15 protein-coding genes and 1 tRNA gene are annotated in these 20,468 nt (G+C 63.1%); 3 read left to right on the forward strand and 13 right to left on the reverse strand.

The window, feature by feature from the left end; all coding sequences use genetic code 11:
* Positions 1-239: 239 nt before the first annotated feature.
* Positions 240-398, forward strand: coding sequence for a YqaE/Pmp3 family membrane protein (locus ACUXVH_RS03565; RefSeq protein ID WP_011063854.1), 159 nt, complete (start codon positions 240-242; stop codon positions 396-398).
* A 36-nt stretch (positions 399-434) separates the two neighbouring features.
* Here the strand turns inward: ACUXVH_RS03565 and ACUXVH_RS03570 are convergent, their stop codons facing one another.
* From ACUXVH_RS03570 to ACUXVH_RS03615, 10 genes are all read right to left on the reverse strand, one after another.
* A complete protein-coding gene (locus tag ACUXVH_RS03570) occupies positions 435-2,267 on the reverse strand; it encodes a S9 family peptidase (protein WP_065365126.1) in 1,833 nt (610 codons plus the stop codon).
* Complete coding sequence (pqqE, locus tag ACUXVH_RS03575) at positions 2,233-3,402, reverse strand: pyrroloquinoline quinone biosynthesis protein PqqE (protein ID WP_019094523.1); 1,170 nt, start codon at positions 3,400-3,402, stop codon at positions 2,233-2,235. The genes ACUXVH_RS03570 and pqqE overlap by 35 nt, the downstream gene beginning before the upstream one ends.
* Positions 3,374-3,649 carry a pyrroloquinoline quinone biosynthesis peptide chaperone PqqD gene (pqqD, locus tag ACUXVH_RS03580; RefSeq protein WP_011063851.1) on the reverse strand — a complete coding sequence of 92 codons (276 nt, stop codon included), beginning with the start codon at positions 3,647-3,649 and terminating at the stop codon, positions 3,374-3,376. Before pqqD ends, pqqE begins: the two co-directional genes overlap by 29 nt.
* On the reverse strand, positions 3,646-4,398 hold the full coding sequence (pqqC, locus tag ACUXVH_RS03585; RefSeq protein ID WP_011063850.1) for a pyrroloquinoline-quinone synthase PqqC: 753 nt from the start codon (positions 4,396-4,398) through the stop codon (positions 3,646-3,648). The genes pqqD and pqqC overlap by 4 nt, the downstream gene beginning before the upstream one ends.
* A gap of 92 nt (positions 4,399-4,490) precedes the next feature.
* Entirely contained in the window at positions 4,491-5,402 is a 912-nt protein-coding gene (pqqB, locus tag ACUXVH_RS03590; RefSeq protein ID WP_011063849.1) for a pyrroloquinoline quinone biosynthesis protein PqqB, read from the reverse strand.
* Between the two features lie 104 nt (positions 5,403-5,506).
* Positions 5,507-5,581, reverse strand: coding sequence for a pyrroloquinoline quinone precursor peptide PqqA (pqqA, locus tag ACUXVH_RS03595; protein ID WP_003194766.1), 75 nt, complete (start codon positions 5,579-5,581; stop codon positions 5,507-5,509).
* A gap of 156 nt (positions 5,582-5,737) precedes the next feature.
* Entirely contained in the window at positions 5,738-8,200 is a 2,463-nt protein-coding gene (gene pqqF / locus ACUXVH_RS03600) for a pyrroloquinoline quinone biosynthesis protein PqqF (protein ID WP_065365127.1), read from the reverse strand.
* A gap of 48 nt (positions 8,201-8,248) precedes the next feature.
* Positions 8,249-9,043 carry a carbon-nitrogen hydrolase family protein gene (locus ACUXVH_RS03605; RefSeq protein WP_019094519.1) on the reverse strand — a complete coding sequence of 265 codons (795 nt, stop codon included), beginning with the start codon at positions 9,041-9,043 and terminating at the stop codon, positions 8,249-8,251.
* Positions 9,044-9,154: 111 nt separating this feature from the next.
* Positions 9,155-10,837: a flavin monoamine oxidase family protein gene (locus ACUXVH_RS03610; RefSeq protein WP_065365128.1), complete on the reverse strand. Its 1,683-nt coding sequence runs from the start codon at positions 10,835-10,837 to the stop codon at positions 9,155-9,157.
* A 168-nt stretch (positions 10,838-11,005) separates the two neighbouring features.
* On the reverse strand, positions 11,006-11,467 hold the full coding sequence (locus ACUXVH_RS03615; RefSeq protein ID WP_011063845.1) for an Lrp/AsnC family transcriptional regulator: 462 nt from the start codon (positions 11,465-11,467) through the stop codon (positions 11,006-11,008).
* A 208-nt stretch (positions 11,468-11,675) separates the two neighbouring features.
* Between ACUXVH_RS03615 and ACUXVH_RS03620 the strand changes: the two genes are divergently transcribed.
* Positions 11,676-14,051, forward strand: a complete 2,376-nt coding sequence (locus ACUXVH_RS03620) for a glucose/quinate/shikimate family membrane-bound PQQ-dependent dehydrogenase (RefSeq protein ID WP_011063844.1) — start codon at positions 11,676-11,678, stop codon at positions 14,049-14,051.
* Positions 14,052-14,270: 219 nt separating this feature from the next.
* Positions 14,271-14,576: a hypothetical protein gene (locus tag ACUXVH_RS03625; protein ID WP_169892525.1), complete on the forward strand. Its 306-nt coding sequence runs from the start codon at positions 14,271-14,273 to the stop codon at positions 14,574-14,576.
* Between the two features lie 60 nt (positions 14,577-14,636).
* On the opposite strand, the gene ACUXVH_RS03630 is transcribed toward ACUXVH_RS03625, so the two are convergent.
* From ACUXVH_RS03630 to rpoD, 3 genes are all read right to left on the reverse strand, one after another.
* Positions 14,637-14,713 (reverse strand) — tRNA-Ile (locus ACUXVH_RS03630).
* 15 nt (positions 14,714-14,728) lie between these two features.
* Positions 14,729-18,472 (reverse strand): EAL domain-containing protein, encoded by a 3,744-nt coding sequence (locus ACUXVH_RS03635; RefSeq protein ID WP_065365130.1) that lies wholly within the window; start codon positions 18,470-18,472, stop codon positions 14,729-14,731.
* A 116-nt stretch (positions 18,473-18,588) separates the two neighbouring features.
* Positions 18,589-20,436 carry an RNA polymerase sigma factor RpoD gene (gene rpoD / locus ACUXVH_RS03640; protein ID WP_065365131.1) on the reverse strand — a complete coding sequence of 616 codons (1,848 nt, stop codon included), beginning with the start codon at positions 20,434-20,436 and terminating at the stop codon, positions 18,589-18,591.
* Positions 20,437-20,468 lie beyond the last annotated feature (32 nt).

Below are 20,468 nucleotides of genomic sequence, written 5' to 3' on the forward strand. Positions count from 1 at the left end.
GGGCGTTTTTTTATCTCCAGCTTTTTCAAACCCCTTCTTTGTTCTTGCAACCTCCTTCAAGTACCGGCTCGTTGTACGGGCGCCATGGCCTTCAAGCTGTTGAGCGTGGTGCAGGAACATGGCCTCCAGATCCTCGCCCGAGTGGCAGCGCGGCCTCGAATTCGCTCTGAACCCTGGCGTATGGCCAAGGTCGATTGCAGGTAAGGCTCATTCGAGCCGATTGTTATCAGGAGCTGCCCATGGACTTGATCCGCATCATCTTTGCCATTCTCTTGCCGCCCCTGGGGGTCTTCCTGCAAGTGGGGTTTGGCGGCGCTTTCTGGCTGAACATCCTGCTGACCCTGTGCGGCTACATTCCGGGGATCGTGCATGCGGTGTACATCATCGCCAAACGCTGATGGTCTGCCCGTTCCAGGGGAACGGGCAGTAGCTGATCAGTGCTGTGCCTGCAACACTCGGCGGTAAAACCGCCACTCCTGCTCCAGGGCGTGGGCCTGGTTGCTGGCCTTGCGAAAGCCGTGGCGCTCATCGGGATAGTAGTGGGCCTCGGCGGCGATGCCCTGGTCCTGTAGTGCCTTGAGCATGTCGCGGGTCTGCTTGGGCACCACCACCGCATCCTGCTCGCCCTGGAAAAACACCACCGGCACACCGATGCTGCTGGCGTGGGCCAGGGGAGTACGGGCCAGATAACGTTCGCTGTCGCGTTCAGGATCGCCGATCAGCCAGTCCAGGTAGTCGCCTTCGAACTTGTGGGTGGCGCGGGCCAGGCTGATCGGATCGCTGACTCCGTAGAGGCTGGCCCCGGCGCAGAAGACCTTGGCGAAGGCCAGGGCGCAGAGGGTGGTGTAGCCCCCCGAGCTGCCGCCGCGTATGAATGCCTGTTGCGGATCGATCAGCCCCTGCTCATCCAGGTGGGCCACCACGGCGCAGGCGTCTTGCACATCCACCTCGCCCCAGCGCAGGTGCAGGGCCTGGCGATAGGCCCGGCCATATCCAGTGCTGCCGCGGTAGTTCAGGTCGGCTACGGCAAAGCCGCGCTGGGTCCAGAACTGGATACGCGGGTCGAGTATCGGGTAACAGGCCGAAGTCGGGCCGCCGTGGATGAACACCACCAGGGGCGGCCGGTTGACACCGTTCATGGCCGGGTAGAAGAAACCGTGGGCCTGGCCGTCGCCGCTGGGGTAGCACAGGGTCTGCGGGCGGCTGATGCGTTCCGCCGGCAGAGGGGCAATCCCTCCCGCCAGGACTTGGACCTGCCGGGTCTTGCGGTCTATGGCGATAACGGCCGAGGGGCTGACAGGCGAGGCCGCGATGCAGTACAGGTAGTGCTGGTCCAGCGCCAGGCTGCGGAAGCGGCTGTAGTTGCCGCTAAAGTCCTGCTGGAAACCGTCGTCCTGACGCAGCCCGAGGCGGCCAAAACCCTGCTCGGTCCAGCTGCCAAACCAGGCATCGCCGCCCAGGGGCAGCCAGGTGCAACCTCCCAGTTGCCAAGGCGCCGGGGCATGGTCCGCGGCGGTGCTGGGCAACGGCCGCAAACCATCGCTCGACTCGGTCCAGGGTTGCCAGAAACCGCCGCGATCGCTGAGACAATACAGATGATCGTGCTGGTCGAAGCGCGGCTGTTGCAGTGACTCTGGCTCGCCATCGCCCGCCACGCAGCGGGGATCCCCCCAGGTCCCGTTGCCCAGGCGCTCAGCAAGCATCAGGCGGGTGCTGGTCCAAGGTTGATGGGGCCGGTCCCACTCGATCCAGGCCAGGCGCAGACCATTGGGGCTGAGGTTAGGAGCGGCATAGAAGTCGGCCCCGGCAGCCAGTAGCCGGCGTTGACCGGTGATGCTGTCAATGCTCACCAGTTGGTGTTGTTCGGCGCACTCCTCGACGGCCAGCACCTGGCCAGCGTGGCATCGCAGGTCACCGTAGCGGCACGTGCCTTGAGTCAAGGCGCTGGGCGCTCCACCGGCCAGGGGCTGGCGATACAGCTGCTGGTCCGCCTCGTTGACGAACAGCAGGGCATCATCGCTGAGGCAGAAGGCGCCACCACCGTATTCATAGACCCTGCTGCGCACGCTGAAGCCGGTTGGCGTCAGGCAGTGGGCCTGGCCCTGATGCCACTGCCAGATTCGGCAGCGGCCGTCCTCGGGACGATATTCATTCCAGAACAGGCCGTGGGTCGTCAGTTGCAGTTCGGCAAAATCGACCCCGGCCGTAGTGGCCTGGCTGGCGCTGAAGGGCTCAACCCTTGGCGATGAGGCGGGAGTTTCGTTCATTGCGAAAAGCCAGTTGCTCGATGGTGTGGGTGGCCGTTTCAGATTCTTCACGGGCCTGGAGGATCATCCCATGGTGTGGCGATTTGCTGCACACCGGATCGGCATTGCTGGCATCTCCGGTGAGCATGAAGGCCTGGCAGCGGCAGCCGCCGAAGTCCTTTTCCTTCTCGTCGCAGGAGCGGCAGGGTTCGGGCATCCAGTCGTACCCGCGAAAGCGGTTGAAACCGAATGAGTCGTACCAGATGTGCTGCATGCTGTGGTCGCGCACATTGGGGAACTGCACCGGCATCTGCCGCGCGCCGTGGCAAGGCAGTGCGGTGCCGTCCGGAGTCACGGTGAGGAAGATGCTGCCCCAGCCATTCATGCAGGCCTTGGGGCGCTCCTCGTAGTAGTCCGGAGTGACGAAGATCAGCTTGCAGGGATGCCCTTGGGCTTCCAGCCTGGCGCGGTATTCGTTGGTGATGCGCTCGGCGCGCACCAGTTGTTCCTTGGTCGGCAGCAGGCCCACGCGGTTGAGCTGGGCCCAGCCGTAGAACTGGCAGGTGGCGAGCTCGACGAAATCGGCTTCCAGGGCGATGCACAGCTCGATGATGCGGTCGATCTTGTCGATGTTGTGCCGGTGGGTGACGAAGTTCAGCACCATCGGATAGCCGTGGGCCTTGACCGCACGGGCCATTTCCAGCTTCTGCGCGAAGGCTTTTTTCGAACCGGCCAGCAGGTTGTTCACCTGTTCGTCGCTGGCCTGGAAGCTGATCTGGATATGGTCCAGGCCGGCTTTCTTGAAGTCGCTGATCTTCTGCTCGGTGAGGCCGATGCCGGAGGTGATCAGGTTGGTATAGAAGCCCAGCTTGCGCGCCTCGCCGATCAGTTCGGCCAGGTCCTGGCGCACCAGCGGCTCGCCGCCGGAGAAACCCAGCTGCGCTGCACCCATTTCCCGCGCTTCGCGAAATACCTTGATCCACTGCTCGGTGCTCAGCTCCTTGCCCTGCTCGGCGAAGTCCAGGGGGTTGGAGCAGTAGGGGCACTGCAGCGGGCAGCGGTAGGTCAGCTCGGCCAGCAGCCACAGCGGCAGGCCAACTTCCGGTTTGCCGGGCAGAACCGCCGGTTCAGGCGAGTTCGATCCAGTGCTGAGCACGGGCGACCTCCATGAACTGCTCGATATCTTCACCGAGCTCGGCCACCCCCGGGAACTGGATTTCCAGCTCGCTGATGATCGCCGCCACGTCACGTTCGCCATCGATCAGGCCGCCAATCAGGGCGGCACTGTCGTTGAGCTTGATCATGCCCTCGGGGTACAGCAGGACGTGGCCCTTTTGCGCCGGTTCATACTGGAAGCGGTAGCCGGGGCGCCAGCGTGGGGTTTTACTGCGGTCGAAACTCATAGGGTGATCCCCTTATGCCAGACCCGCTGATCGGTGACGCTGTGATAGGGCGGGCGGTTCAGTTCATAGGCCATGCTCATGGCGTCGAGCATGCTCCAAAGGATGTCCAGTTTGAACTGGAGAATTTCCAGCATGCGTTCCTGGCCGGCACGGGTGGTGTAGTGCTGCAGGGTGATCGCCAGGCCGTGCTCGACATCGCGGCGGGCCTGGCCCAGGCGGGTGCGGAAGTACTCGTAGCCAGTGGGGTCGATCCATGGGTAATGCTGGGGCCAGCTGTCCAGGCGCGACTGGTGGATTTGCGGCGCGAACAGTTCGGTCAGCGAGCTGCTGGCCGCCTCCTGCCAACTGGCCCGGCGAGCAAAATTGACATAGGCGTCCACGGCAAAGCGCACACCGGGCAGCACCAGTTCCTGGGAGCGCAACTGGTCCGGATCCAGGCCCACGGCCTGGCCCAGGCGCAGCCAGGCCTCGATGCCGCCGTCCTCGCCCGGGGCGCCGTCATGGTCCAGCAGGCGCTGGATCCATTCGCGGCGAATCTCCCGGTCCGGACAGTTGGCGAGGATCGCCGCGTCCTTCATGGGGATGTTCACCTGGTAATAGAACCGGTTGGCGACCCAGCCCTGGATCTGCTCGCGGGTCGCCCGGCCTTCATACATCGCCACGTGATAAGGGTGATGGATGTGGTAGTAGGCGCCTTTGGCGCGCAGTGCCTGCTCGAATTCGGCGGCGGACAGCGGGGTGTCGGTCATGTGTGTTCTCCGGGGGGCAGCCCTTTCGCGGGCAAGCCAGCTCCTACGCAAAGGGACCAAGGCTCGTGGGGCGAGCTTGTGGGCGATTCGCCCTACAGCTCAATACTCATTCCGTCGTAAGCCACTTCCACCTTTCGGCGTACCAGTTCGGCACGTTCGGCGGAGTCTTCATCGAGTATCGGGTTGGTGTTGTTGATATGTATCAGCACCTTGCGCTGGCGGGGCAACTGTTCCAGCACTTCGAGCATGCCGCCGGGGCCGTTCTGCGCCAGGTGGCCCATTTCCCGGCCGGTACGGGTGCCCACGCCACGACGCTGCATTTCATCGTCTTCCCACAGGGTGCCGTCCACCAGCAGCACATCGCTGGCGGCCATGATCTCCAGGAGTGGCGCGTCGACCTTGCCCAGGCCCGGCGCGTAGAAGAGTTTGCCGCCGCTGCGCAGGTCTTCGACGATCAGGCCGATGTTGTCCCCCGGGTGCGGGTCGAAACGGTGGGGCGAATAGGGCGGCGCGGCGCTGCGCAAGGGCAGCGGCGTGAAGCGCAGGTTGGGGCAGGCGGGGATGCTGAAGCTCTGGTCCAGCTCGATGCGGTTCCAGCTCAGGCCGCCGTTCCAGTGGCTGAGCATCTTGAACAGCGGGAAACCGGTGCTCAGGTCTTCATGGACCATGTCGGTGCACCAGACCTGGTGCGGGCAGCCTTCACGCAGGCTGAGCAGGCCGGTGGTATGGTCGATCTGGCTGTCCATGAGGATGATGGCGCCGATGCCGGTGTCCCGCAGTGCGCGGCCCGGTTGCATGGGGGCGAAGCTTTGCAACTGCGCGCGGATATCCGGAGAGGCGTTGCACAGCACCCAGTTCACCCCGTCATCGGAAATCGCGATGGACGATTGAGTGCGCGCCTGGGCCCGCAGGCTACCGTCGCGAAATCCGGCGCAGTTCACACAGTTGCAGTTCCACTGCGGAAAACCACCGCCGGCGGCGGAACCTAGAATCTGGACAAACATGGACGCTCCCTGGGCTCAAGACTGAAAAAAGGACGGAGAACTGAAAATAAAAACGCCCCGGACGGGCCGAGGCGTTGCGCTGCGTTTCTGGCCAGAGGCAGAAATTAGCGGCTGGCGAAGTACATGGTGACTTCGAAGCCGATACGCAGGTCAGTGTAAGCAGGTTTGGACCAGGTCATAAAATTGCTCCTTTGAGGTGGGTGGGACGGGTGTTGCCTATACATATAGTCCACCTCCGGCGGGAGATGTTCAGATGCTTAGGAGGCTATCTTACTAAATTCCCACTAAAGGTTGCCCGCAATTCTGAAGAAAGCTCATTGCAGCGCTGGTAATGATCATTCTGCCACTTGCCAGGGTGCACCCGGGCACGGCCTGTTGGCCAGCGCGCTGCAGCCGCCGGCAGCCTCTCTGAGTTGGCGGGCGGCCTGGATCACGATGGCGGGCGTCAGGGCCTCTATGCAGCCTTGCAACTGCTGCAGGTAATCCGACGAGTGGCCGGCCAGTTTTGCCTGCCACAACAGCTCCATGGCCTGTTCCTGAGGCAGGGTCGCGGGCTGCAACTGTTGAGCCAGGGCCTGTCGCTGATCATTCCAGCTGGGCTCGTCGAGTGCCTGGAGTTGTTCGGGCAGGTGCTCAAGGAATTGTGCGATGTGCTGAAGTATCTCGGTGACTGTCGCGCCGGGGGATTGCACGCCGAACAACAGACCCGTCCGGCCGTTGCGCTGGCGAACGGCACTGAAGACGCCATAGCCCAGTTGCAGCTCCACCCGCAGGCGCTGATAGAACGGGGTCTGGCAGAGCTGGCCGAGCAGGCGCCATGCGGCTTCGTCGGCAAGGCTGGCGCTGGGCACGGGATAGAACAGCAGCAGGGCATGCTCACCGGCACTCCCGGGCAGGTTCTGCCACTGCTGGCCGGTGCCTGCTGGCACCGGCCAGCAGAGGGTGGCGTCCGCTGTGCCGGGCATCTGTTGCAGGGTTCGGCTCAAGGCTTCCTGGATGGCGGCTGGCAGCGCCAGGCCCAGACCGTCCCAGCGAGCGCTGGCCCAGAGTGCTTGCAAGGCCTCTGGGTCGGGCTGGGCCGGGCTGTCGGGCTGTGGCTGTTCGCTGAATGCCTTGAGCAATTGGCGGATCGGCAGCAGGGGCGCTTCAGCATTGACGCTTGCCTGCTCCTGCCAGAACGACTCGGCAGGTCGTCCCAGGGCTTTCAATGCTTGCAGTAGCACTGCGGGCATGGGGGACGGCAAACCGTGCAGTTTCAGCAGCCAGTCTTTGCCACAAGAGGTGAAGTTCAGCTCTACGCCGGCCTGGCGGGCATCGTCGCGCAATGTCGCCAGGCTGCGCAGCAACCGGGCATGCAAGCCCATCGGGGCAGGCGAGGCCAGTTGCCAGCGCAGAGTCAGGGCGCTACCAGAAGGATCTGCTGGCAGCGCCTGGCTGAAGCTCAGGGCCGAGCTTTCCTTGCGGCCCCGGGAGCGATCCTGGGCAAAGGTGCGCAGCCCGCGATGAGCGCTGGTCTGCCCACGAATCAACCCGGCCCGTGGTGCCTCGATCGTGCTGCGCAGAAAGGGGTTGGCAGGAGGCAGGCGCCAGTCGTGGCTGAAGTGGTCCACAGCCTGGGGTTGCAACTGCTTGAGCACCTGCTTGAGGGCGGCCAGCCCCGACTCATCCAGCCCATCGGCAGCTTGGCGGCTGTCGCGTCGGGACAGTTCCAGGGCGCTGGCAACTTCGATCTGGCGCTGTTGCAGCAAGGCATATTCTTCGCGCAACGGTGCCCAGTCGGCCTGGGCACTGAAGAACCCCAGCCACTCTGTCAGCAGCTCGCGTACCTGAACCGGGGCTGATGCCGCCACGCTGGTCAGATCGAACTCCAGGTGCAGCAGGGCCTGGCCGGCGAACTCATACAGGAGCGTTGCCTTGAGGCTGTGAGCCAGTTGGCGCTGCTGGAGTTCCGCCAGCAACCCGCCGGGCTTGGCCGATTGCAGCCAGGTGCAGAGAAAATCCACAGCGGCAGTAGCGCCCGCGGGCAGCCGCTCTAGAGCAAACAGCAGGTCCAGCCGCTGGCCGCTGAGTTGTTGGTAGGTCTGGTTGCCCGTGGCCATTAGGGCGGGAGGCGCTGTCTGCTCAAGGTGTTGACCGCTCGGCAGGCAACTGCCGTAGCGTTCCGCCAGGGCTCGGAGCTCCTCCAGTGGCTGCGGGCCGGCGAGGCTCAAGACCATTTGCCCGGCCTGGTAATACTCGCGATGGAACTGCTGCAAGGCCTGCTGGAAGGCGTTATTGGGCAGGTTCAGGCTGTAGCGGTTGCCGGCATGGAAGGCCCTTAGCGGGTGCGCGTCATTAAGACCGTCAAACAGTGCGAATTGACGCTGCGCTGTCGCATCCCGGGACCAGGCGATGAACTCGGCGTGCAGGACTTCCCGCTCCCGGTGTTGGTCCTCCAGGCTCATGCGCGGTTGAGCAAGCATCTCGCACAGACGTTCCAGGCCACCGGCAAAGGCGCTGGCCGGCAGCTCGAAAAAGAACTCGGTGGCACGTTCGCAGGTTCGCGCGTTCAGTTGCCCGCCCTGGGCCCGTACATAGGCCATCAGCCCCTGTTCGACAGGAAAGCGCTCGGTCCCGAGAAACAGCAGGTGTTCCAGAAAGTGCGCCAGGCCCGGCCAGGCCAGCGGTACATCGTGGCTGCCGGCAGCGACCCGCAATGTCGCGGCGCAGCGTTTCAAATGGGGAGCATGACGCAGGGAAACCTGCAGGCCGTTGGCCAGGGTTTCCAGTGGGGGCAGAGGGTGATTCGGCGCGGGCATGAGCACTTCCAGAACAGAGAAGCGCTCATGCTAGCGGATATCCCCGGATCAGCGCTTGCTCAGGTCGTCGTAAAGCTCGGGGCGGCGATCGGACAGGTAGCGGTTGAGTGCCCGGGATTCGCCCATCAGTTGGCGGTCCAGGGTGCCGATGATCAGGGCCTCGTCGAGACCGGCCAGGGCAATCCGGCTGCCGTCGGGGGCGGCGATGCTGCTCTGGCCGCAATAGCGGATCTGTTCTTCATGGCCACAGTAGTTGGCATAGGCCACGTAGCACTGGTTCTCGAAGGCCCGGGCACGGATCGTCACGTCGGCGACGAAGTCGTAGGGGATCATGTTGGCGGTCGGCACCAGAATCAGCTCCGCGCCTGCCAGGGCCAGGCGTCGTGCATTCTCCGGGAACTCGATGTCGTAGCAGATCAGAAAGCCGAGTTTCCAGCCGTCCAGTTCCACCAGGGGAAAGTCATCTTCGCCGGCGCTGAACATCGAGTGGTCGAGGTCACCGAACAGGTGGGTCTTGCGGTAGTTGCACAGGCGCTGCCCCTGGGCGTCGATCAACTGCACGGCGTTGTAGATCTGGCCGTCGGCGCTGCGCTCCGGGTAGCCATAGAGGATCGCCGTGCCGGCGGCCTGGGCTATGGCGGCGATGCGCTGGGCCGAAGGGCCGTCCTGGGCCTCGGCCAGAGCGCCCACCGCTTCCAGGCCGATGTTGTAGCCGCTGAGAAACATCTCCGGCAGCACCAACAGATCGGCATCGGTGGCTTCCATGGCCACCTGATGCAGGCGTTGCAGGTTGCCGGCCACATCCAGCGGCCGTGGCGGGCACTGATACAGGGCGACGCGCATGGTCTTCACTCCACTCACTGACAGACCGGCCACTGTAGCCGCTGTCGCAGGTTCGTACGACATCCCCGCAGGGCAAGCCTGCGGGGACGAGCGCCTGCCCGGCTGCCGGTTTCAGTCGGCCAGGGCAATCGGCCCGATCTCGTGGAACACATCCCCCGGGCCCGGGTTCTCGGCGTGGGTAGCGCCACCGAAGTGCTTCATGATCCCCCACACCGCGTTCAGCGAGGTCTGCACCGCGCCCTCGACCCAGGCCGGAGTCCAGGAGACATCGTCACCAGCGATGAAGATACCGCGCTGCTCGGCGGGCATGTCGTCCTGCATGAAGTGCGCGTACATCCGCTGGTTGTAGCGGTAGTGGCCCGGCAGCGCGCCCTTGAAGGCGCCGAGGAAATGCGGGTCGGCCTCCCAGGAGACGGTGATCGGGTCGCCGATGATACGGCTGGCGATATCCACCTTGGGGTAGATCTTCTTCAGCGCATCCAGGGCCAGCTTCACGCGTTTTTCCACCGGCTGTGGGAGCATCTTCAGGGCATCGCTCATCCACGAGTAGGACAGGCAGATCACCCCCGGCTTGCCGTCGCCGTTGTCGAACAGGTAGGTGCCGCGGGTCAGGCGGTCGGTGAGGGTCATGCTCATCAGGTCGCGACCGGTTTCCGGATCCTTGTCCTTCCAGAACGGCCGGTCGACCATGACGAAGGTCTTCGACGACTGCATGTAGCGGGTGCGGTCCAGGGCCATCCACATCTTTTGCGAGAACAGCGATTCCTCGCATTCGATCTGGGTGGTCAGCAGCCAGCTCTGGCAGGTGGTCAGCACCGCGGCGTATTCCCGGGTGTCGCCCCAGTTGTCGGTGACGCTGAAACGGCCATCGGCGGCCCGGGCAATGCGCTTGACCCCGGTACGCGGCGCGCCGTGGTGCAGCGAGCTGAGGCTGGTACCGGCCGGCCAGTGGGCACAACGCTCCGGCACGTGGCGCCAGATGCCCAGGGGCACCTGCTCGACGCCGCCCACCACCAGGTGCTGGTGGTCGTCGCAGTTGGTCATGACCACGCGGAAGATTTCCAGCATCGAGTTGGGGAAGTCCGAATCCCAGCCGCCGGTGCCGAAGCCCACCTGGCCGAACACCTCACGGTGATGGAACGACAGCTTGGCGAAGGCCTTGGAGGTGGCGACGAAGTCGTAGAAGGTGCGGTCGTCCCACAGCGGCACCAGGGTGTTCCACAGTTCCTTGAGGCGCGGCACGTCGCGGTCACGGATTGCCTGCTGGATTTCGCTGAAGCGCGAACCATCTTCCAGGGCATCGGCCCAGGCATCGGCGACTTCCTGGAACAGCGCCGGCAGGTCGGCGAGTTTCTGGGCGTAGTGGGTCTGGCCTTCGAGGTCGATGACGGTACTGCCCGAGGCCGGGGTCAGCGGGTTGGGAAAGGGCTTGGTTTCAAGGCCGAGCTTGTCGACGTAATGGTAGAAGGCCGTGGACGACACCGGAAAGCGCATGCCACCCAGCTCGGCGATGACCCCCTCGGCTCCCTCAAAGGCCTGGGAGCGCAGGCGGCCGCCCATTTTCGAGGCTTCATAGACCACTGGCTTGAGGCCCAGCTTCATCAGCTCGTAGGCCGCCACCAGCCCGGCGATACCGGCGCCGACAATCGCCACTTCGGTGCCGTGCCGTGCCTGGGGAATGCTGCCCAGGCCGGCAGGATGCTCGATCCAGTCGTCGAAGGCGAAAGGGAAGTCCGGGCCGAAAATGGTGATCGGCTTCTTACCGTCTGCAGGATGGCGATTGTTCTTGTTCATGGCTGACCTTGGCGGGCGGCTCAGCAGAGTGCTGAGTATAGGAAAAGATGGCAGCCATTCTAGAGAGGGTGAAACACGTAAATAAGACGCAAACTGTCGTCGTTATGCTCGGTTATTTATCGTTATGACGAATTTGTGCGTCAGATTGACTGATTGGCAGGGCGCGCCTTACAGCGCGTGCCCGCGATCGATCTTGCTGCTGAGGATGATCGAGGTGGTGGTTTTCTCCACGCCGTCAACGCTGCCGATCTGGTCCAGCAACTGGTCCAGCTGTTCCGGTGAGTCGGTGCGCAGCCAGGCCACATAGTCGAATTCGCCGCTGACCGCACACAGTTGCTGGACCTGCGCCATGCCGCTCAGGCGCCGCAGCACTTCCTTGCCAGAGCGCGGCTGGACCTTGATGCCGACATACGCCTGCAAGCCGCCATCGACTACCCGCTGCCCCAGGCGCACGCCATATCCGGTAATGACCCGGGTCTTTTCCAGGCGGGCCAGGCGCGAGGTAACGGTGGTGCGGGCGATACCCAACTGCCGGGCCAGCATCGCCACGCTTTCGCGGGCGTTGATCTGCAAGGCTGCGATCAATTGACGGTCGACTTCGTCAAGAACGGGAGGGCGGCTATCGGACAAGGTGGGCTCCAGCACGGCTATCGGGGGAGCGCACATGTTACAGGCTCCCGTGAACACCCGCCGCAGCTCCCTGAGAACATGGCGCAAGCGACAGCTACGCTCTGCAAGTCGGGAATTTTTTTGAAACAAATGACCTGCGACAGATTGTCATAAGTAACTGGTTAGTACATTCTCGCCGTCAGGTTTTGAAGATGGGAGAGTTTTTAAGATGAAAAACACGGGGGCTGCCGCCGGCAGCAAATGGTTGCTCGGGGGGCTGGGTATCCTGATTGCCCTGATTGGGCTGGGCCTGGCCGCAGGCGGGGGTTACCTCCTGAGCCTGGGCGGCAGTGCCTATTTCCTGTTGATGGGCCTGGCGATGCTGGTGTCCGGGCTGTTGATCGCGCGGCGCAACCCGCGTGGTGCCTGGCTGTATGGGGTGGCCCTGGTGCTGACGGCGATCTGGGCGGTCTGGGATGCGGGCCTGGAATACTGGCCGCTGGTCTCGCGGGTACTGACCTTCGCCGTGATCGGCCTGGTGGTGGCGCTGATCTACCCGACCCTGGTGCGTGCCTCCGGAGCCCATGCCGGGCGCGGTGCCTATGGCCTGGCTGGGCTGTTGGGGATCGGTGTGGTCGCGACCCTGGCCTACATGTTCGTGCCGACCCATGTGGTCAAGGCGGACAAGGTGCCAGCGGTCCAGCCGGTGGCTCCCGGGACGGAACAGAAAGACTGGGCCCACTGGGGCAATACCACTGCGGGCAACCGCTTCGCCGCACTGGACCAGATCAACAAGGGCAACATCGACCAGTTGCAGGTGGCCTGGACCTTCCGCACCGGTGACCTGCCCGAAAGCAACGGCGCTGGTGCCGAAGACCAGAACACACCCCTGCAGATCGGCGATACCGTCTACACCTGCACCGCCTACGGCAAGGTGTTCGCCCTGGACGCCGACACCGGCGCCGAGCGCTGGAAGTTCGACCCTCAGGGCTACGCGCCAAACTGGCAGCGCTGCCGCGGCCTGGGGTATTTCGACGCCTCTGCCACCCCGGTAGCCGATGCTTCGGTGCCTGCTGCTCCGGCGGCCTGCACCAAGCGCCTGTTCCTGCCGACCGGTGATGCGCGCCTGATCGCGATCAACGCTGAAACCGGCAAGCCCTGTGAAGACTTTGGCAACCAGGGCACGGTCGATCTGAAAACCGACATGGGCGAGATCAAGCCGGGCTACTACCAGCAGACTTCGACACCGTTGGTGGCGGGCACCGTGGTGATCGTCGGCGGCCGGGTGGCGGACAACTTCTCCACCGGCGAACCGCCGGGCGTGGTTCGGGCTTTCGATGTGCGCAGCGGCGAGCTGATGTGGGCCTGGGACCCGGGCAACCCGGCCACCACCAAGCGCCCGCCGGCGGGTGAAACCTACACCCGTGGCACGCCCAACGTCTGGTCGGCAATGTCCTATGACGCCAAGCTGGGCCTGGTGTACCTGCCCACTGGCAACGCCACCCCGGATTTCTTCGGCGGCCAGCGCACCGAGTTCGACGACAAGTGGAACTCCTCCATCGTCGCCATCGACGTGAAGACCGGCCAGGTTCGCTGGCACTTCCAGACCACCCATCACGACCTCTGGGACTTCGACCTGCCGGCACAGCCGCTGCTGTACGACATTCCGGACGACAAGGGCGGTGTGCAACCGGCGCTGGCCCAGGTCACCAAGCAGGGCGAGATATTCCTGCTCAACCGTGAGACCGGCAAGCCGATTGCCCGGGTGGAAGAGCGCCCCGTGCCCCAGGGCAATGTGCCGGGCGAGCGGTATTCGCCGACCCAGCCGTTCTCGGTGGAAATGCCGTCGATCGGCAACCAGACCCTGACCGAGTCCGACATGTGGGGCGCGACCCCCTTCGACCAGCTGATGTGCCGTATCCAGTTCAAGGGCATGCGCCATGAGGGTGTGTACACCCCGCCGGGCCTGGATCATGCGTTGCAGTTTCCGGGCTCCCTGGGCGGCATGAACTGGGGCAGCGTGTCGGTGGACCCCACCAGCAACTACATGTTCGTCAACGATATGCGCCTGGGCCTGGCCAACTACATGATTCCCCGGGACCAGATCGCCGCCGGTGCCAGTGGCATCGAGATGGGCGTGGTGCCCCAGGAAGGCACGCCGTTCGGCGCCATGCGCCAGCGCTTCCTCTCGGCGGCGGGCATTCCCTGCCAGAAGCCGCCGTTCGGCACCATGTCGGCCATCGACCTGAAGACCCGCAAGCTGGTATGGCAAGTGCCGGTGGGTACCGTGCAGGACACCGGCCCGCTGGGGATCCGCATGCACCTGCCGATCCCGATTGGTATGCCGACCCTGGGCGCGTCCCTGGCTACCCAATCCGGTCTGCTGTTCTTCGCCGGTACCCAGGATTTCTACCTGCGGGCCTTCGATACCGGCAATGGCAATGAGATCTGGAAGGCGCGCCTGCCCGTAGGCAGCCAGTCAGGCCCCATGACCTACGTGTCGCCCAAGACCGGTCGCCAGTACATCCTGCTCACCGCTGGCGGTGCGCGGCAGTCGACGGATCGTGGCGACTACGTGATTGCTTACGCGTTGCCCAAGAAATAAGCGCAGCCTGGCAGCAGCATGAAAAAACCGCGCAATGCGCGGCTTTTTCATGGCCGCAGGGAACGGGCTTCAGCCCCCTTGCGATTTGGGGAAGGCGGGGCATGTTCCGGAAGGGCGTTGGTGGTTGACTGCAGGGGAGTGTAAATAAGAACTGTCTTAGATACTGTTTGTGGGTATTTTGCTAAAAAGCCGCCTTTTCCAGACCCCGAAATAGTGGGAATGAATAAGGATGTCGGCATGACGTACAGGCTGTCTCTTTCAGGCTTTCAGGATGCGGTCGAACATTTCCACACGGTGATCGAGGCCCTGGCCTTCTATGAAAGCCTTCAGGAGAGGGAGGGGGATGCACCTGGCGCAGGCCGTGCAGAATTGCACTGCCTGCAAAGGAATACCTTCGTCGTCCTGCTTCCGGGAATCAGTGTGCAAACCGTCACCGAAGAACTGGAAACCGTGTGGGAGTGGGCGCCGGAAGATCGCCTGAAGATTCGCCCCATGTTGAAAGAGCGCTATCGGACCAAGACTTGATGAGGTTTGCTTTTCAAGCAACAGACACATAAAAGCCGCGCATTGCGCGGCTTTCTTGTTTGGTGGGCCCACACGGACTTGAACCGTGGACCAAAGGATTATGAGTCCTCTGCTCTAACCAACTGAGCTATAGGCCCTCAGTAGGCGCCGGATTATAGCGATGGTTTCTCGGCTGTGCTATCCGAAAAATCGGAAACTCGGATTCGCAGGAAGGTCGTACAGAACTCCTCGGCTTCAAGGGGCAGGCTGACGATATAACCCTGGATCTGTTCGCAGCCTTCCAGGGTGAGGAAGGTCTGCTGCTCCTGGTTTTCCACGCCTTCGGCAATCACCGTGAACTGCATGCTGCGCCCCAGGGCGATGATGGCGCGGACAATCGCCACGTCGTGGGGGTCGTCCGGCAGCCCGCGGACAAAGGACTGGTCGATCTTGAGAAAATCCAGGGGCAGGCGCTTGAGGTAGCTGAGGGACGAGTAGCCGGTGCCGAAGTCGTCGATGGCCAGTTGCACGCCCAGGCGCTTGAGCTGATGCAGCACTTCCAGGGCTTCTTCGGCCTGGCTCATGATGAAATTCTCGGTGATCTCCAGCTGTAGCATTCCGGGCTGCAGGTCATAGTCGCGCAGCAGTTGCTCGATGCGCCCCAGCAGGTTGGGCTGGCGCAACTGGGCGCCGGCGAGGTTCACCGACAGCGGGCCGAAATCCTCAAAGCGCCGGTTCCAGTTGTTGAGTTGCAGGCAGGCCTGTTCCAGTACCCAGTCGCCGATCAGCAGGATCATGCCGTTTTCTTCGGCCAGGGGAATGAAGTGCTCTGGGGGCACATCGCCGAAAGTGGGGTGATGCCAGCGGATCAGGGCTTCGGCGCCCACCAGCTCGTGGTTGCTGAGGCTGATCTTGGGTTGGAAATACAGTGACAGCTCGTTGCGCTCTATGGCTCGCCGCAGCTCGTGCTCCAGGGCTACCCGTTCGCTGGCCTGGGCGGTCAGGTCGCGGGTGTAGCGCTCCACGCGGTTGCGGCCCTTGGCCTTGGAGCGATACATGGCGGCGTCGGCGTTCTTGATCAGGGTGGCGACATCGCAGCCGTCCTTGGGGTACAGGCTGGTGCCGATGCTGGCACTGATGAAGAACTCGTGTTCGCCGGCCTGGAAGGGGGCGGTAAAGCAGTTCAGCAGCTTGGTGGCGATGTGATCGGCATCGCTGGCCTGGTGCAGACCCGGCAGCAGGATGATGAATTCGTCGCCACCCAGGCGGGCCACGGTGTCGATATCCCTCAGCTGTTCCTTCAGACGCACGGCGATGCCCTTGAGCAGCAGGTCGCCCACCGGGTGGCCGAGGCTGTCGTTGATGTGCTTGAACCGGTCCAGGTCGAGGAACAGCACCGCGCCCTGGCTGCCGTTGTCCTGTTGGTTATTGAGGGCACTGAGCAGCCGGCTTTCGAACAGGGTGCGATTCGGCAGGCCGGTCAGGGGGTCGTGGTGAGCCTGGTAGTCGAGCCTCGCCTGGGCGTGCTTGAGGCTGGAAATATCGGCGAACACCGCGACGAAATGGGTGATCTGGTTTTCCCGGTTGCGCACCGCATTGATGGTCAGCCAGTTGGGATAAAGCTCACCGTTCTTGCGCCTGTTGGAGATCTCACCCTGCCAGTGGCCCTCCAGGGTCAACTGATGCCACATCGCGGCGTAGAAGGCGCTGTCATGCAGGCCCGAGGCAAGCAGGCGCGGAGTGTGGCCCAGGGCTTCGCGTTCGCTGTAGCCGGTGATTTCGCTGAAGGCGCGATTGACTGCGCTGATGCGCTGCTGGGTATCGGTGATCATCACGCCTTCGGCCGTGCTTTCGAATACGGTCGCCGCCTGTTGCAGCTTCTCCTGCATCAGGCGTCGGTCTGTGATGTCCCGGGCGATGGTCAGCATGCAGTCGTCACCGCCGATGGGCAGTGGCCGGCTCGACAGCTCGCAGAGGCGGATCTGGCCATCGTTGCGCCGGATATGGCAGTTGAAGTCGCGGACGAAACCATCGCGCTGCAGCAGGTCGAGCATCTGCTTGCGCTCATTGAGATTGACCCAGATGCCCAGGTCCAGGGTCGAGCGGTCCAGCGACATGGCGCTGTTGAAGCCGGTGATGCGACTGAAGCCTTCGTTGACCTCGATCAGTAGCCCGTCGCGCTGACGGGTCAGCAGCAGGCCATCGGGGGAGGCATGGAAGGCCTTGGCGAACTTCTCCTCGGAGGTCTGCAGTTGTTGCTGGGTCTCCTTGAGTTGGCTGATGTCGCGTACCACTACCACCAGCGCCGGCGTGGTGTCGAGGTCGAAGGGCTCGGCGGAGATCAGGCCGGTGAACAACTGGCCGTTATGCCGGCGAAAGGGCATTTCCAGATTGCGGATGCTGCCGGCCTGCAAGCGTTGCAGCAGCCCCGGCCCGACCCCGGGGATGCCCCAGATATTCAGCTCGGTGGCGGTCTGGCCAACCACGCTTTGCGCGCTCAGGCCGATCTGCTCCTCGAAGGCCTTGTTGACTTCCAGCAGGCAGCCGTCGGACAGCCGGGCAATCACCAGGATGTCCGGACATTGCTGGAACACCGAGGCGAACTTCTGTTCGGACAGGCGCAGGGCCTCTTCGGTGTGCTTGGTCTCGCTGATGTCGATCATCAGCCCGCGCATCACCGGTTCGTGGCCATGCTCGATCAGGCTGACGATGTCGCGCACCCAGAGGCAGCGACCGTCGGCGGCGATCACCCGGTAATCGAGGCTGTGATCCCGCCCGGCCTGCACTTCGTGGTCGCAGAAGGCCTGGGCCCGGGTCAGGTCCGCGGGGTGGATGATGTTGCGCCAGAAACCGGGTATCAGCCAATGGGCCAAGGGATAGCCCAGCAGGGCTTCGGCATGGGGCGAGACATAGCTGTAGGTAAAGTCGCTGATGCGCGCTTCCCAGGCAATCGCGGACAGGCTTTCCACCAGGCTGCGGTAGTGGTATTCGCTGCTGCGCAGTTCCTGTTCCAGGGCGACCCGCCGGGAAATTTCCGAGCTCAAGCGGCGGTTGATACGGATCACCACCGCCAGCACGGTCACCAGCAGCAGTAGACCGGGCAGGCCATACATCAGGACATCCGACCAGAAGGTCCTGTGGTCGAGCACGCTGCCCACCCAGTGTTGCTGGATGGTGCTGATTTCCTCGGGGCTGAGGTCGGCGAGCACCTTGTCGAGAATGCTTACCAGGACCTTGTTTTCCCGCGGGACGCCCATCGCCAACTGATAGCGATAGGGGGTTTCGCCGCTGACGTAGAGACCGTCGAGCTTGAGCTGACGCAGGCTCCAGACACTGGAGGCGAGGTCGCCGACCACGGCGTCCACTTCGTCGGTGGCCAGGGCCTGCAGCGCCGAGCTGACATTGGGCATGGCCACCAGGTTCAGGTCCGGGTGGTGGGTGCGCAACAGTTCGTGAGGGGCGTAGTTTTCCACCACCGCTATCTTGAGGCCGTACAGTTCCTTGAGGTTGTGGGGTTGCGCGCCGCCTTCATGGGCGAGGATGACGATGGGGAAGTCCAGGTAAGGCCGGGTGAAGGCCATGTAGCTCTGGCGTTCGGGGGTCGACATGATCCCGGGCAGCAGGTCCAGCTTGCCCTGCTTGGCGTCCTCTAGCACCGCGGTCCAGCTGGCGGGCTCGACGGGCTTGAGGTTTACGGACAGGCGTTCCTGGATCAGGTGGATGTAGTCCGCGGCCAGGCCCTGGTAGCGGCCTTCTTCATCCCGATACTCGAAAGGCGGCCATGACGCGTCCACACCCAGGCGCAGTTCCGGGTGAGTCTTGAGCCAGCTACGTTCTTCGTCGGTGAGAGTCAGCGCGCCAGCCGTTGCGGTCCAGGTGAGCAGCGCCAGCAGGAGCATGGCCGACAGTCTGGGCATAACCGTCTCGTTATGGCACGGGGAATGTTTCGAGTGTAGACCGGCTATGGGGCGGGGAAGGAAAGAAGGACGGGCTGCAAAAAGCAAAACCCCCAGCTGGGCTGGGGGTCTTGGGCTTACTCGTCGAGGAAGGAGCGCAGATGCTCGCTTCGCGTCGGGTGGCGCAGCTTGCGCAGCGCCTTGGCTTCGATCTGGCGGATCCGCTCACGGGTCACATCGAACTGCTTACCGACTTCCTCGAGGGTATGGTCGGTATTCATGTCGATGCCGAAGCGCATGCGCAGTACCTTGGCTTCACGGGCAGTGAGGCCGGAGAGTACTTCGCGAGTTGCTTCCTTGAGGCTCTCAACCGTGGCGACATCGATTGGCGACTGCATGGTCGAGTCTTCGATGAAGTCGCCCAGATGGGAGTCTTCGTCATCACCGATCGGAGTTTCCATGGAGATCGGCTCTTTGGCGATCTTCAATACCTTGCGGATCTTGTCCTCAGGCATTTCCATGCGTTCGCCCAGCTCTTCCGGAGTCGGTTCGCGACCCATTTCCTGCAGCATCTGCCGGGAAATACGGTTGAGCTTGTTGATCGTCTCGATCATGTGCACCGGAATACGGATGGTGCGGGCCTGGTCGGCGATCGAGCGAGTGATCGCCTGACGGATCCACCAGGTGGCATAAGTCGAGAACTTGTAGCCGCGACGGTATTCGAACTTGTCCACCGCCTTCATCAAGCCGATGTTGCCTTCCTGGATCAGGTCGAGGAACTGCAGGCCACGGTTGGTGTACTTCTTGGCAATGGAGATCACCAGACGCAGGTTGGCTTCAACCATCTCTTTCTTCGCGCGGCGGGCCTTGGCCTCACCGATCGACATGCGACGGTTGATGTCCTTGATCTCGGCGATCTTCAAGCCGGTTTCGACTTCAAGAGCGGTCAGTTTCTGCTGGCAACGGATGATGTCCGGCTGCAGGCGGGCGATGGCTTCGGCGTACTTGCTCTTGCCTTTGGCCAGGGCGTCGGTCCAGCTTTCATCCACTTCGTTGCCCGGGAACTGGCGCAGGAAGTCGGCACGTGGCATGCGGGCATCACGCACGCAGAGCTGCATGATGGCGCGTTCCTGCTGGCGCAGGCGATCCAGGGCACTGCGTACACGTTCAACCAGGCCTTCGAATTGCTTCGGAACCAGTTTGATCGGCATGAACAGTTCAGCCAGGGCCAGCATTTCGGCGATGGCTTGCTTGTTCTCGCGGCCGTGTTTCTTCAGCGCCTTGCGGGTGACTTCCATCTGGTCGGCGACGGCGCCAAAGCGCTGTGCGGCGACGACCGGATCCGGACCGCTTTCGGCTTCTTCTTCGTCTTCGGTCGCTTCCGCTTCTTCGTCTTCGCTGTCGTCATCCGCTTTCGCGGTCTTGGTGTCGACAGGCGGTGGCACTTCGGCGGCAGGCGGCGTAATGCCGTCATCCGGGTCGATGTACCCGCTGAGAACGTCGGACAGGCGTCCACCTTCGGTGGTGACGCGAGTGTACTCGGAGAGGATGTGATCAACCGTGCCAGGGAAGTGCGCGATTGCGCCCATCACTTCACGGATACCCTCTTCGATACGCTTGGCGATTTCGATTTCGCCTTCACGTGTGAGCAGCTCTACCGTGCCCATTTCGCGCATGTACATGCGCACTGGGTCGGTAGTGCGACCAATGTCGGTTTCCACAGCCGCCAACGCTGCGGCGGCTTCTTCAGCTGCTGCTTCGTCGGTATCGGCTTCGGCCAACAAAAGGGCATCCGCATCCGGAGCACTCTCGAATACGTTGATCCCCATGTCGTTGATCATGCGGATGATGTCTTCCACCTGTTCCGGATCTGAAATATCCTCCGGCAGGTGGTCGTTGACCTCCGCGTAAGTCAGGTAACCCTGCTCACGTCCACGGCTGATCAACTCTTTGAGGCGAGACTGCTGTTGCGCTTTTCCGGACATAACACCCTATCCACTGAAGGTCTTGGCGGGCA

Source organism: Pseudomonas sp. 8(2025), assembly GCF_052665325.1.